A 13,699-nucleotide genomic window follows, 5' to 3' on the forward strand; every position below is an offset into this window, starting at 1 on the left:
ATTTTCATCAGTTCAACAAGTCTCAAGGTCAAACAACCGATTAAACTTATTACTCCAGAATCATGTACAAAACCCAAGCACCAGACACAGCCCCGGAAGCCGAACAAATACAGTTTAGTATTTGGCGGAAAATTCCCCCGGAACAAAAGACACAAGAAGTTTACTCGTTTAATCGGCGAATGAGAGCGATACTGTGGCAAAATAATCGAGAAAAAGAGGAGAAATTAGAAGGACTAAAAAACGGTAAGTATCCGTTACTCAAAAAGAAAGAAAAGTTGAATGAAGCCGAGAAAGAGAAATTGAAAAAAATTGAAAATGTCGCACCTAAGTAAATACAAATGTATGATAAAAAAGAGCAATCTCGTTCGACCCCTTCTTTTGTTAAACCCAAACTGCAACCGTTAAAAGCCGGAGAGTTGGCCAATAGACTGGGGGTTAATCCCGAGACGGTTGAGAAAGAAGCCAAACGGGGTAACGAACACTTCCTCGCTTGGAGTAAAAGTAAAGATATCGGGCGAGTCTCTTGGGAAAAACGGGGCGAACTTTATTATCCCCTACGATAGTCGGACAACTAGACTATATTATTTTTTAATGGCATTAAGGAGAATGTTTTGTCTGTTTTTTGACAGTCTCTATTTTGGCATTTATAATATCAATTATTCAACAAAATCTTTGCCGATTATCCAAGTGGGCGAAATGAGCATCGATTTCTGCCCTTACAATATCAATTGTACAACGGTTCTATAACTTAGCTCCGCTCGCACGGGTTAAAGCAAATTAGTTAGAAATGAATTGTATTCGGAATAATTCGGCAAATCAAAACCAGCCAACCGATTGAGTTAAATCCGATTAGTTGGAAAACATATACATCTAAATCAATGAAAATGTTTAAAACAAAATCCCGAACAATAGGGTTAAATTCAATTAGTTGTCCACAATCAGATCCGGGTCATGGAGGAGGCGGAACAGGCGGTGGATAAACCCCACCAATTGAGTTAAATCCGATTAGCTGGAAACTTTGTACATCTAAATTAATAAGAATGTTTAAAACAAAATCCCGAACAATAGGGTTAAATTCAATTAGTTGTCAACAATCAGATCCGGGTAGTGGAGGTAGCGGAGGCAAAGGTGGATAAACCTCACCGATTGGGTGAAATTGGTACATTTTGAAACTACTAGCTTTGAGTTTCATCAAACCAAGTATTTTACCCCGACTGATTGGATTAAATCAGACGCAACTTCTTTTCGTTTTCCCAGTATAAAAGCGATCGCAATCACCGTATCCCTCATAAGCTTATAAACTGTTTGTGCGGGGTATTGATAGAGAAACTGCTATAGTGCGACCCGTTTACTAGAAACACTTAAAACCATCGGGTAAAGGTAAGATACTTTAGAGTTCTGAAAATTGACTTAAAACTGAGTCGGACAGTCACCCATCTGACTTAGTTTAACAGCATTATGCTTCCTTAAAGATCAGCCCAGTATCTTCGCTATTTCTACGCCAATTTAAGAAGCAAAATTAACTGGATCTTGATCTCGCCGATGTTGAACCGGAATGGGAGAACCTTGGCGCTCGCCCACTAAAGCCGCCGTTTCTTCTAACGCTTCTCGCAGACGTTTAGCAGCATAGATCGACAAATCTCGTGGTACATTAATACGATCGCGCAAATATCGCAAAGCCACATCAGACCCAGAAGGCGGTATTGAAATTTCACCCGTCATCATGTAAGTTAAAGCACATCGTAGAGCTTCATCAAACAACTGGTCATCAGCGGGATTAACTTTAATAATATTACTACGGTGTTTAATCACCCGTTGTAGAGCTTCAGCGCGAGAGTTCTCCGGTTCAGGATACTTCACATCCGGTAGTCCAGTCCAAGGACCGTTATCAACTCGTCTCTGATTAATTCGGGTTTGGGGTTCACCGTTTTCGTAACAACCTCCCATTTGGGGCGGTAAGTCGTGAACATGAGTATGGAAGTCGCTCTGAGTTCCTCGGGTTCGTGGGACGGCTTTCCATTGCATCAAACCAAGCACTAAAACCCGGATTTTCTTCTCGCATGGAGTAGCCTTTGTAGTAGTAAAGACTGGCATTCATCCGTTCAACATAGGGCGTAAAAACCACATCAGCCGTGGAAAACTCCTCTAGGAAGTAGGGGCTAGGTGTGCGACTGAGAGCCTCTTCAACCTTTCCCATTACCCCAATAAATTGTTCTTTGTTACGTTGATCTTGTCTTTGCGATCGCGTTGGATAACATAACCAACCACACCAAGCCCTAAATAGAAGTCGCTCCAACTGTCGCAACGGCATAACTTTGGAGTCATTCATTCCAAAGACTAAGGGGCCAAACACCTGTTCGAGTGCCATTAATATATCATCACTTTCGGTAATCATACGACCATCAAGTTCAAGAGCAGGTAACATACCAGAAGGTACTTTACGCTTGTACCAACTCTCTTTAGTGCCATAACAGAACATGGTGACTTTTTTGATGCGGTAAGGAATCTGTTTTTCCTCTAGCCATAGCCAAACTTTCTGACAGTAGGGACACCAAGCATGATTATCGCGATAGAGAGTTACGCGCACATCAGACTCGTTTTTGCCAAATAGACGTAAACGCGCTTGAGCATTTGTTGGGCCGTTAACGGTATCAATCTCAAAGTCGGTGAGGGCTTCTAGTTCTGCCCAGGTCAGAGGATGAGTCGTCATAACTCTAAAATAAATGTATTGATATCAATAGGTTTGCTACAGTTGCATAATACAGTTTAGTCGCTGTTGTTGTCTTTCACGTTCAGGCCAATCAGTCAGTAAATCGATTACCTGTTGAGCTTGAGTCACTAATCCTTGATAAAGATATCTCTCAATCATTTTATTTGTATTCAATCGATTGAAATTGCTCAATGGATTCTGGGGTGCTTGCTCCTGCATCAATTGCAGAATTTGATCGTACCAGAGAATTTCATCATCCTGACCATATAGATATCGAATTATGTCGCCACTCTTAAGCATTAACTGGGCTTGCTCACCCGCAGAAAACTGAGAGCGTGATCGCCATTGCTCCATAATATCTCTCTGACCTGATGATACAGCTTGTTCAAAAACTCGTTTCGCTACCAGAATTTGCTCGGCGACACCGACTGTCTCAGCGAACTCAATAAAGTGCGCGATCGCTCCTCGTGGATCATCCCAACTGGAAGTAAACGGTATTAAATTGGCTCGTTGCTCTAAATCTTCAATCTGTTTGAGATAATCTACCTGCAAAGTATAGAGACGCTGGGCGATCGCAGTTTGTTGATGCTGATGGAGGAAACGTTCTAGATTATAGACCCACTCTAACGGATGCTGATCCCACTCAAGCTTAACAGTCGGCTGACGAGTGAGAAGTTCTTCGGCTTGATCTGCGAGTCCTTGGGAAAGTCGCCCCACCATTTCTATCTGTTCGGATTTCTGAAGTAATGTAATTGCCCGTATTGCTCGTTGTTCAGGAAGAGCAGGCGTTGGTGGAATATCCGGTAAAAACAAAGGTGGGCGATCGCTCCTTGGTGGATCAATATCTAGAACAGTCGGTATATAAATCGGAGACAATAGTTTGGGATCGCTACTACCAATCTCAGGTAAGATCGCTTCACTGAGAGCCAGAAGTTGTTGAGGTTCACCCTCATGAGCAGCAACAGTTGCAACCCACCAACGCCAATCTTCCTGCACTTCAAAGGGTCTGGCGTCAATTTTCATCAGCATCCGTTCTGGAATTAGTTGCTTGGCTTCATCGAAGCGTTTTTCCTTGACGGCTTCCGTAATCAAAAATTCTGCCGCCTCAGTTTTAAGATTAAGTTGTTCAATGAAATAAAGCATTTCCGGTAAGTATCCCTGAGAGCGACTGAGAGGGTAAAGAGAGCCACTCCATTGATCATCGCCCCAGATTCCGAAACCTGAACCGAACCCTTGCTTCTGGCCGATTTTTCCGGCTTCAATCAACTGTTCTAGGGCTGGGGTTGCTTCATTAGGACGGTTTTGTTGACGGGCTTCTCCTGCGATCGCCAACCACGCTTTAGCACGTAAGGCGGGTTGAGTGCTGGGTAGTTGTTTGGCAGCGCGAGTTGCAGTTGTCACACCACTAGCTTGAGCAAAAGTTATAATTCCCTCTGTGGCAATTTTGGCAAAATCTTCTTGCGTATCTGGGGTAGTTTTAAGCAATGGGTCAATTGTTGTATTGAACAGATCGAGAGCAGGTTGAACTTGTCGAGAGCGCAGGTAAGCTGAGGCAATCCGAAACAGTTGTTGACTTTGTTGAGCTAGCATTGGAATGGAACGGGCTGCTGCGATCGCTTCTGACCATTGCCCCTGACCTAAATAAGCATCAATCAATAACTCAGGAAGACCATTAGTGAAGGGACGAGACTGAGGGGACATCGTTTTCAGGGTTGCTGTCACTGCTGATAGAGTGGCATTCCCGCGAGAGGTTTGACCAATGGTAAACCAAGCGTCTGCTAAACGCCATTGAGTTTCAGCCTTGAGAGTCGGAACAGCGATTCCGATTAAAGTTTGACTCGCCTGCTGAAGTAAGGGTGTACTTTGGGATGTTTGATTTAACTGATGATAGGCGATCGCTGCGGTAATCAGGGCGCGGCTTTGAGCGTAGTTGTAGCCGGGAGGCAGAGCCAATGCCAGAGTAATCAGTTGATTGACAATGGGAATTAACTGTTTTTGATCAATTGTTGAGGTTTGTTCGATTAACTTCAGAAGTCGAGGCTGTTGGTAAAGATCTCTAATCACTGTTAAGCGATCAATTGATAATTGAGTAATACGTGGAGTTAACCCCGCTTCATTGAGGATGCTCAGTATTTTAGCGAGATGGGTCGGTAATGAAGATGTAGAACTAGACTGAAGTTGAGACGACAGCATATACCATTGAGTAAACGACCAAGTTAAGAGTTCATCCTGGCAGATTGAGAGGTTGGTAGGCTGGCTCTGTGACATTTTTATTAACTAGAATATTGACAGTTTGTGTTGGCTGACTCCCCAATGGATTAGGATTTAATATACTGTTATGGACTGGGAGTAGTACAACGATTGACTTAACAATCTTGTGACTTAACAATCTTGTTCGCTAGGCTGAGTATTATTCAGGGTAAAATTAGACAGACTTCGACTTGGAGTGACTCTTAATCATTGCATACCTTAGTGAATTAAGTAGGTAGGCATAATAAATTTCCCCTCGGATAGGGCTGAAAGCATTGCCTAGCAAGGATAGCAAAGATAGCAATGTGTAAATATTTTGCACAGGTACTTAACGCTTCATTTAACCTTAAACTGAAGTTCCCCGTTGACAAGGGCTAATGCTAGAAAAGCTGTCACGAAGTGCCAACGAACTAAAAACACTGCTGTACTCGCTTTTTAAGCACTTCTTTACAGAAGTTGACACAGTACCGATTAATACGGGTGTCGGAACTTTTTCATCAAATCGGGACTAAATTTAGGAGTTTTGAACACAGAAATGAGACTAAAAAGAGAAAAGTACCAACTCCAAAAGCTTATACAGAACTTTTCAAGTAAGCATGGCACTTCATAACAGCTTCTCTATCAATACCCCTATTTACGCCCTGTGACAATGAAAGGATTTTAAGGTGTCGCCGCATCAAGCAAGGACAAGAAAATCTTTATTTGAATTTCAACAACCCCAAAACCTCGGTGGCTGAAATTTGCCAACTTTCTATTACACTAAGAACAGGTAAAATCTCTGCATCATATTTAACTTCTGGTAATTGATTAGGTTGAAAAACCATCACCGATTTATCATCTGGGTCAATGAACCAACCTAACTTTGTCCCCTGTTTAAGAGAGAAAATAATCTTGTTGATCACACGGTTTGGAGACTGTTCGGGGGAAAGAATTTCAATGATCCAATCTGGAGGAATTTCTACTCGGTTTGAAATTTCTCCGTCTTCATCAACAGGAATGCGCGACCACTCAAATACGGCAAGATCTGGAACGAGAGAACGCCCTGCAAACGTGCATCGTAATTCTGTAAGTCCATAAATTATTTGCTGCGGTTCGCCAACTTGATTAATAAGGGTTACTAAGCGAGTTTGCAGAATGCTGTGTTTTCCTTGGGGCATTGATTTTTGATAAATTTGACCGTCAATGTACTCGCAGGCGGGTTTAGTTTCCGGCAATTGTAGAAACTCTTGTAGAGAAAAATTTGTAGTAAATTGAACTGATGTCATGGTAATCATTAATCCTTTGATTCAAATAATGTTAAAGAACAAATAATTTTGTGTTCTCGTTCTATGCAAAACTAGACACCCTTTTTAACTATTCGGTTATCCAAGTAAAGAGAAAGCCTGTTCAATTTGATTCCATAATTTTACCCTATTTTTTTACTAATCTTAGTCTCCATTTTTTACCTTGCGCCCCGTCTGATGGCTTCATTCCTTCATATTCTATAGTAGAATCTTTAGGTCTGAAACGTTTATTCTTACGAAGGTGAAAACAAATTGCGGCTTGTGAATAGTCCCATTTTCGAGCAACTTCTCCTACACTTAAAGGATAGTCTTCAACCGATTTTTTTGTTTCATTAGATATTGATGAATATTCCTTAGATTCTTTAAAATCCAAAATATTATCTGAAGATATCTCTTGCTCTCTATTGTTTGAGTTGGTCAAAGATTCTATTGGGGAATGTTGAGAGAATTTTTTATTATTTCTGTACAGAATCGCCTCATTAATGATTGATAATTCTGTAACTTGATCCTCTAAACTCTCAACTTTTTCTCTTAATTTATTCAACTCATATTCTTGTCTTTTTAACTTTTCATTAAATCGTTTTTCGAGCTGATTAAGCCATTCACTTAACTGCTCTTCTGATAATGTTTGGGGGTGTCTTTCCAGTTTTTTTACATCATATTTAATCTCATTTAATTTCTGATTTATTGACGTGGTAGATTGATGAATAATTGTTGATATTTTATCTTCTTGCCTGTACATAAGCTCAGAGATAGAAATAGGCAACTGCTCAATTACTTTTTCTAATAAAATTTTTAATAATGTTTCTGATGTATTTTGATCAAGTTTTGGAGATAAATTAGATTCGGGTTGATTTGTCGCTTTTTCAATCATTATATCTATCAGTGGTTTAACTTTAAATGATTCTACAATTCTACAATCTTTTCATCAATAAATATATTTAACTTATTTGGTATAATATCATAATCTTCTTCATTTGAAATAAAACGCTACTATCGCTGACACCATAAGTATAAATGGCTTGGGAATTGGTTAGACGTTCTCAGATTTGACTGATAAACATAGACTAAGGTTCCGCCATTATAATTCTAAATCATAGTTTTTTGTTCGTTTAGGTTTTTGCTGTAATTCTCTTTGAGATTCTAAACGTTTCTCCCGTTCTTTTTCCAACTTACTATTGAGTTCTAAAAAGAAGTTAAAATCTTCTTCTTGAATATTAGATTGACTGACTTGCCAAGATTTACTTTCTTGATTATAATTAGCACTTAACACAACACTGTTTTCTCTTTCATTATTAACCTCTAGTTTTCCTTCCACATTCCAAATATCATAATCTCCAATTTCTTTATGAATATCTTGATCTAATTGATTGACTACATATTTCACCATTCTTTGTTCAATCTTATCTTTTCTTTCAGGTTCTTGGTTGTTATGGATTTTTTAAAAAGTCGGATAATAATCTACCATTGACTGCGAAACTTTACCTTGAACTTCCCATTTATCAGTTTCAAGATTCTGTTGCAGTTTTAATAATGTTTCGTTGTTTTCACTTTCAATTTGAATAATCCTATTCTTTCTATCATACAAAACTGTTGGTTCAGTTTTATTTTCTAAATTGTTATCTAATAAAAACTTTTTACTTTTATCGTGCTTATTCAAATCAAAGGTTATCGCTTTTCCAATTAAATGAGCTTGTTCCGGTGTTAACTGTGGTGAGAGTTCTGGTGAAACTTCCGGTTTTAACTCTGGTGAAACTTCTGGTGAAATCTCAGTGGTTTTGTGTTCTGTTGGGTTTAGTGATGGGTTTAGTGATGGGAATGTTTTCATTAAAATATCATAAACTTTTTCACACCCTTCCATCCTCTGTTTCTCTTTTAATGAAATAGAATCGTTGGAATCGTTTTCACTAGATTGTCTATCCACTGGTTCTGATTTATTATCATTTTCTGGGTTTACATCTTCATTGTCTATAATTGATTTATTTAATTTTAATTTATCTTCAATTTTCTTTTTTGTCTCAAGTTCGTCGGTTTGGTGTATAAATAAATTTTGTGTTGTAGCTTCATCGTTTATAATCTGGGTTTCCTCCATTGATTCATCTTCCTTATTATCTACACTTGTCTGATCATAAAATCTCTCGTTGGGATATTCTTGTTCTTGTTCTGATTCAGGTTCGGGTTCTGATTCAATAAAATTACCGTCATTACCAACCAATTGATTGAATTCTCCGGTAAGTTGGTTGTCAACTTTAATATTTACTTTCGCCCGATAATGATTTCTAATGGATTCAGAACAAGTTGGTATTATTTCGATTAATCCAATATTCGATTTTGATTTTAATTCTAAATTATCATCTTCGGTGTTTTGTTCTGATGATTCTAAAGTAAGAGTAAAATTAGGATTTGAAACTTTTTGTGTTGATAAACTTTGTAATCTTCTGAAAATTTTAACTTGATTGGAACTCGGTACTACTTCTAAATTATATTTTTCTTCTAATTTACGAATAGCAACATCGGATTGAACATAATCCCAATGTAATAAATTGGCTTTACTATCGGGTCTAATTCGATTTGCTATTAGATGGACATGATCATGTTCTGTATTGTTATGGCGGTAGATGGCATATTGGCAACCCGCAAACCCCATCTCATCTAAATATTCTCGTCCAATTTCCTTCCATTCATCATCACTCAAGTTCCTATCATCCGGTGGAATTGATAGTGAACAATGCCATACTTTTTTATTAGCCCTAGTATTACTTGCAGCCCAATCTTCAAATTTATGGGTTAAGTCTAGATAATTTAATCCATCACTGCGATCGCCATCGGGGGTTGGGTCGAGGGGGAGTATTATCTCTCGCCCCTCCCATTTAGATCCGGACGTGCCGCTTTCGCTGCATCCGGCTCCCGATGTTCTTAGCTTTAGCGTTTGCTCATGTGTATGTAATCGTGGCAGCTTTCGTGAATAGCGAGGAGATTGTTTTTCTTCCAGTTGTTATGGTTTCCATCGACATGATGTAGATGTACTCTCTCGTCACTGAGCAGTTTTAAGCCACAGTATCCACAAGTATGGTCTTGCCGTTTTAAGGCTTGGGAGGTTGCTCCGTCGTAGAGCTTGCTGTTGCGCTTGCTCCAATAGGCGATATCTCCGTCGAACGGTGATTTGTCCCATTTGACATTGATGTGTTTGTTTTCGGAGTATTTAACCGCCGGAAACGCTTTCTGTAGCAATTCCTTGCTGCTGTAGCGATTCTGTTTGGTTTCTTTGTTGAATACCCTGTACGTTCTTTTCTGGATATGGTATTGCGAGAATCGCGAACCATCCAGTTTACAGTGGCGATGGTAGTTTCTCCAACCTCGCACTACGGGTGCTAATTTCTCAGCTTTAACCGCAGCACCATAATTCGAGTTATTGACGATGTGTTTTACTTTCTTGCGGAAGGCTTTGAAATTGTCCGCTGAAGGGACGCATCTAAACTTCCCGTTGCTCTGCACTTTGAAGTGCCAGCCGAGGAAATCAAACCCATCTGTCGTAGCGGTAATGTGAGTTTTTGTGGAACTCACATTCATTCCACGTTCTGCTAGAAACTGGCTGATTTTGTCGAGTATTTTGTCGGCGTTATCTTTGGGTTTGAGTATAATAACCATATCATCGGCATATCGAACCGATTGGTGAATGTCCTCTATCCCATTGAGTGCAATGTTGGCAAGTAGGGGACTCACCACACCCCCTTGAGGTGTTCCCTGTTCGGGGAATTCTGGGTTGACTCCTGATTTGAGGCATCGGAATATTCCGAGCTTTATGCCCTGTGGGGCGATGAGTCGTTCCATAATAGATTTGTGGTTTATCCTATCGAAGCATTTTTCGATATCGAGTTCTATGACTCGCTTTTCTATTCCGTTAGCTCGGGAACTGAGGTTAAGGAACAGGAATTTCTGAGCGTCATGTGCCGCCCGACCTGCTCTGAAGCCGTAGCTCCTAGCATGGAAGGTTGCCTCGTGTGCTGGTTCTAGTGCGTACTTGACGAGACATTGCCAAGCACGGTCTGATATGGTAGGGATTTTTAGGATTCGGGTCTTTCCGTCCTTTTTGGGGATAGGAATTTCCCTTAGTGGTTTGTGCTTCCATGTATTAATCGGTTGTTTAAGCTGTTCGCTTAACTCAAACCGTTCCTCAAATGAGAGTGAAGCCTTACCATCTACTCCTGCTGTCTTTTTACCAGCGTTTAGTTGAGTTACTTGCCGAACTGCCAGTAATCTTGCTGCGGTGGATTTCAGAATTAGCTTCATCAGAGATTTAGCTTTCCGCTTGTCTCCAACTCGAATAGCTTTGTACACGCGCTTTTGTAGGCGGAAGAGGTTTCTGCGGAATTGCTTCGACGGTAGGTTCTTCCAAGATTCACCATGGTTGTCCATGTGTCTAATCATGCTCTGCTCTGGGTTGTGTATTCTGAACACCTCAGACCAATTACGGTCTGTCCTACCCGAACTGAAGGATTTCCGCTGCTCGTCTAGCCTACTTGGGGTTCGACCTCCCCTTGACCTTCAATTCGTTTTTATTCGTTCCCTCGGTCGGATTGTTTTGTTCCGTTAGGTGTAGCCACTTCAACCGTTTGGATTCCCTAGACTCTTACCGCTATCGATTTAAAATGCGGCGGGAATTGTCTCCAACGAGGTCAGAGGTTGTGGTCTTGCGCTCTGCCTGCGAGTAGGTTGCTTTTCTAGGCTCTGTATCACCGTAGGAACTCCCTATTAGCGCCAGTGTCACCTCGCAATAGATGTCTGTTTGCGCCCTGTTCCCAGCTTCACCCTCCAGAAACCGAGTCTGGTCAGTGTGGGCAGATAAGGAGTCATCCATGAGTCTTGGAGAAGGGGCTTTCACCCTCATTCGACCGAGAGTTCAACATTCCCGTTAGGGTCTGTTGGTAACGTTATTTACGGGCTGGATACCGTGATTCCGTTACAACGAATCGCACTAAATCTCTCGCTTCAAGTAGTCTGCTGCCTTCTTTCGTGGCACAGTATCTTAAAGCATTGTAGAACGATTTCCCTTTAACGATATTCCCGATCATTAAAATCGTATAAATTCAGTATTAATTAACGATTTTAACTTGAGTTCAACGATCTTGTCATCATCTTAATAATCTATACCCATTTTGAAAATAATAAAATCTTGCACGTTTTTATTTTTGTTTCTGAGAAATAGCGGGTGAATTACAACAGGAATAAGTTTCTCAAATGAGTTCTGATACGGGTGAGAAATTAACCCGAGTGAAATACCCAACACGCACCCTCCCACAGTTCGGGAAATCTACCTCACCAAAAAATTTACTACTGAGATTTCTGATCTACTCATACTCATGTTAGGTTCGCAACTTGTGTTCATAGTGTAGATAGCGATTGCGCTAAAGCGCAGTGGCGGAGCCAATCGCCAGTTGGTAAATCTCTATGCACGATCAACCCACTACTGAGATTTCTGATCTACTAATTGTACGTTAACGCCACTAAATATCCACAAACTCAAACCACATATTCTAAACCGTTCGTTCTAGTATTTAGTCAGGTAGGTTTTTAGTATCTATGGCTATATCAGGGATCGAAACTACCTTGATTTATACTGTGAAGTTTAATGAAGTTTGGATCGAATTTTGTCACAAAACAAAGTCATAGCTTGCTTATAGTAAGTCAAAATAGCAGTTAACTTATAGTAAGTCAAAATAGCAGTTAACTTATAGTAAGTCAAAATAGCAGTTAACTTATAGTAAGTCAAAATAGCAGTTAAGATAAAAATCGTAAAATTAGAGAGAAATCTCGTAAAATTAGAGAGAAATCAGTTTAAACTGACTTCAATAGTTTAGCAAAAAAGCAGAATAGGATAGTTATGACAAACAACAAGAGATTAAGTGACAAGAGGATTGAGTTGAAGCTCGTACCTCAAAACGAACGACAACTTATAGTTCTAGAATATCTAAAAAGTATCGGTGAAGGAGAACGTAGATCGCAAATCTGGATGTGTTTGGAGAATTTGTTGCTTGCATCTGTCTTATCAGAGTCAGATATTCCCGAAACCGATCCGATATTCTTTAAGAGTTCACTGATGATTCACGCATCAAACTTACATTGGGCAGTTAGTGAATTTAAGAAGTTGCTAGAATCGCACAATATGGGGGAACTGTTTTTCATTGATGGGTGAAATCAATACGGAAAATCATCAATCTCAACCTTCAGCATAAAAAAACGGGACAACTTCATCTTCTAACCCAGTTTAACAAAAAACTATACCCACTGAAAATGGTGTAATACCTCAAGAAAACTCACCTGAAGTTGATGATAGTGATTTTAATAACTGGGTTCCAGAACAAATGAATGAGGAAATGAGTGAAAAACTCAAAATAATGAATGAATTTTGATAATCTTCTAACATTGTTGGTCTTTTAAATAAAAATAAAAATAAATAGAAATCTAAATGTGGTTATTGTTTTCACAGAATAATGATCTTGCTATTTGATCACAACTCAATTCTTAATTTTACAAAATTTGTGATTTCAGCAGAGACAGACATAAGCATCCATCTAAAATAAATTACCCATTGTCAAATCCCGAAATCTTGATTTATCAAAGGATACAGCAAAAGCATTGGTAACAATTTAACTGGGGTTGAAAATAGTGTTCATCCAGCATATAGCGATTGCGCTAAAGCGCAGTGGCGGAGCCAATCGCCAGTTGGTAAATCTCTATGCACGATCAACTCACTATTGAGATTTCTGATCTACTAACTGGCGTAGAAATAGCGAAGCTGACACGAACCGCAAAGTAGCGAGTGAAACCATTGCCAGGTCATGGTTACAGCCCCTTTTTTTCTGAAAACCAGCCCGGACTCTAGGACAACACTCAGTTAACCACGGCAGAGTATAGTCACTACTCTCCCAAACATCGCCTATATGCTCAAAAATATATGATTTGTGTAGCTTTAATTTAATTTAATAAGAAATCTCTGATTCAGCAGAAGTCAAAATCTTTAAAGCCTTTTGTGCAACAACTTCAGCTCGAAGCGAAGTGACTTTTTGATATCTTAACGTAGTCTGAATCTTTTCATGTCCCATCAACGCTCGTAACTCTTCAATAGACATTAATCCCACTCTTTCTGTAGCAAAAGTGTGTCTTAAATCGTGAAGCCTCGCACCTTTCAAAACAAAACTTTGCGCCGTCAAATCACACCAATTACTATCAACTCGGCGATCAGACAAGCGCGTCACTTCTTGAGTAAATGGATTTCGTGCAGTAAATAACGCAGTAGAACCTGTATCCCTATAATACTTAATGTATTTATCTAAAACTTGTGCTGCATCCTCACTATAAAAACACCATCGTTGTTTGTTCCCTTTACCCACCACCTGAAACTTGCGAACGATAGTATCTACTTGTTCTAAATCCAGTGCCAAAACTTCACCAATTC

The 13,699-nt window shown here is 39.8% G+C and carries 11 protein-coding genes and 1 pseudogene; 3 read left to right on the forward strand and 9 right to left on the reverse strand.

The features are described 5' to 3' along the window. The first annotated feature begins 62 nt into the window (after positions 1 to 62). Together L8106_RS16365 and L8106_RS16370 are read left to right on the forward strand one after the other, a co-directional pair. On the forward strand, positions 63 to 332 hold the full coding sequence (locus L8106_RS16365) for a hypothetical protein (protein ID WP_009785475.1): 270 nt from the start codon (positions 63 to 65) through the stop codon (positions 330 to 332). 6 nt (positions 333 to 338) lie between these two features. Then, positions 339 to 563: a hypothetical protein gene (locus L8106_RS16370; RefSeq protein WP_009785476.1), complete on the forward strand. Its 225-nt coding sequence runs from the start codon at positions 339 to 341 to the stop codon at positions 561 to 563. A 943-nt stretch (positions 564 to 1,506) separates the two neighbouring features. Here L8106_RS16370 and L8106_RS34490 read toward each other — a convergent pair. From L8106_RS34490 to L8106_RS16405, 8 genes and pseudogenes are all read right to left on the reverse strand, one after another. Then, positions 1,507 to 1,947, reverse strand: a complete 441-nt coding sequence (locus L8106_RS34490) for a hypothetical protein (protein ID WP_009785478.1) — start codon at positions 1,945 to 1,947, stop codon at positions 1,507 to 1,509. Continuing rightward, positions 1,922 to 2,710: a glutathione S-transferase family protein gene (locus L8106_RS16375; RefSeq protein WP_009785479.1), complete on the reverse strand. Its 789-nt coding sequence runs from the start codon at positions 2,708 to 2,710 to the stop codon at positions 1,922 to 1,924. Before L8106_RS16375 ends, L8106_RS34490 begins: the two co-directional genes overlap by 26 nt. Positions 2,711 to 2,746: 36 nt before the next feature. Next, entirely contained in the window at positions 2,747 to 4,978 is a 2,232-nt protein-coding gene (locus L8106_RS16380) for a hypothetical protein (RefSeq protein ID WP_156803719.1), read from the reverse strand. A 680-nt stretch (positions 4,979 to 5,658) separates the two neighbouring features. After that, positions 5,659 to 6,225, reverse strand: a complete 567-nt coding sequence (locus tag L8106_RS16385; RefSeq protein WP_009785481.1) for a Uma2 family endonuclease — start codon at positions 6,223 to 6,225, stop codon at positions 5,659 to 5,661. Between the two features lie 145 nt (positions 6,226 to 6,370). Continuing rightward, a complete protein-coding gene (locus L8106_RS16390) occupies positions 6,371 to 7,117 on the reverse strand; it encodes a hypothetical protein (protein ID WP_009785482.1) in 747 nt (248 codons plus the stop codon). A 207-nt stretch (positions 7,118 to 7,324) separates the two neighbouring features. After that, complete coding sequence (locus tag L8106_RS16395; RefSeq protein ID WP_009785483.1) at positions 7,325 to 7,633, reverse strand: hypothetical protein; 309 nt, start codon at positions 7,631 to 7,633, stop codon at positions 7,325 to 7,327. Between the two features lie 51 nt (positions 7,634 to 7,684). Further along, positions 7,685 to 8,983: pseudogene (locus tag L8106_RS29720) on the reverse strand (relaxase/mobilization nuclease domain-containing protein); the annotation flags it as partial. Between the two features lie 182 nt (positions 8,984 to 9,165). Further along, a complete protein-coding gene (locus L8106_RS16405) occupies positions 9,166 to 10,671 on the reverse strand; it encodes a reverse transcriptase domain-containing protein (protein WP_039896521.1) in 1,506 nt (501 codons plus the stop codon). A gap of 1,492 nt (positions 10,672 to 12,163) precedes the next feature. Here L8106_RS16405 and L8106_RS16410 point away from each other — a divergent pair. After that, positions 12,164 to 12,436, forward strand: a complete 273-nt coding sequence (locus tag L8106_RS16410) for a hypothetical protein (RefSeq protein ID WP_156803720.1) — start codon at positions 12,164 to 12,166, stop codon at positions 12,434 to 12,436. A 787-nt stretch (positions 12,437 to 13,223) separates the two neighbouring features. Here the strand turns inward: L8106_RS16410 and L8106_RS16415 are convergent. Further along, positions 13,224 to 13,699: site-specific integrase (locus L8106_RS16415; protein WP_009785487.1), on the reverse strand; the 476-nt coding region annotated here is incomplete at its 5' end.

The sequence above is a fragment of the Lyngbya sp. PCC 8106 genome, assembly GCF_000169095.1.
Lineage (GTDB): Bacteria > Cyanobacteriota > Cyanobacteriia > Cyanobacteriales > Microcoleaceae > Capilliphycus.

What these genes read in the sequence shown, in the direction of transcription:
- L8106_RS34490 (WP_009785478.1), bottom strand. Translation starts at nt 1,947, where the DNA reads ATGGGAGGTTGTTACGAAAACGGTGAACCCCAAACCCGAATTAATCAG.
- L8106_RS16365 (WP_009785475.1), top strand. Translation starts at nt 63, where the DNA reads ATGTACAAAACCCAAGCACCAGACACAGCCCCGGAAGCCGAACAAATA.
- L8106_RS16405 (WP_039896521.1), bottom strand. Translation starts at nt 10,671, where the DNA reads ATGATTAGACACATGGACAACCATGGTGAATCTTGGAAGAACCTACCG.
- L8106_RS16375 (WP_009785479.1), bottom strand. Translation starts at nt 2,710, where the DNA reads ATGACGACTCATCCTCTGACCTGGGCAGAACTAGAAGCCCTCACCGAC.
- L8106_RS16385 (WP_009785481.1), bottom strand. Translation starts at nt 6,225, where the DNA reads ATGACATCAGTTCAATTTACTACAAATTTTTCTCTACAAGAGTTTCTA.
- L8106_RS16390 (WP_009785482.1), bottom strand. Translation starts at nt 7,117, where the DNA reads ATGATTGAAAAAGCGACAAATCAACCCGAATCTAATTTATCTCCAAAA.
- L8106_RS16395 (WP_009785483.1), bottom strand. Translation starts at nt 7,633, where the DNA reads ATGGTGAAATATGTAGTCAATCAATTAGATCAAGATATTCATAAAGAA.
- L8106_RS16380 (WP_156803719.1), bottom strand. Translation starts at nt 4,978, where the DNA reads ATGTCACAGAGCCAGCCTACCAACCTCTCAATCTGCCAGGATGAACTC.
- L8106_RS16370 (WP_009785476.1), top strand. Translation starts at nt 339, where the DNA reads ATGTATGATAAAAAAGAGCAATCTCGTTCGACCCCTTCTTTTGTTAAA.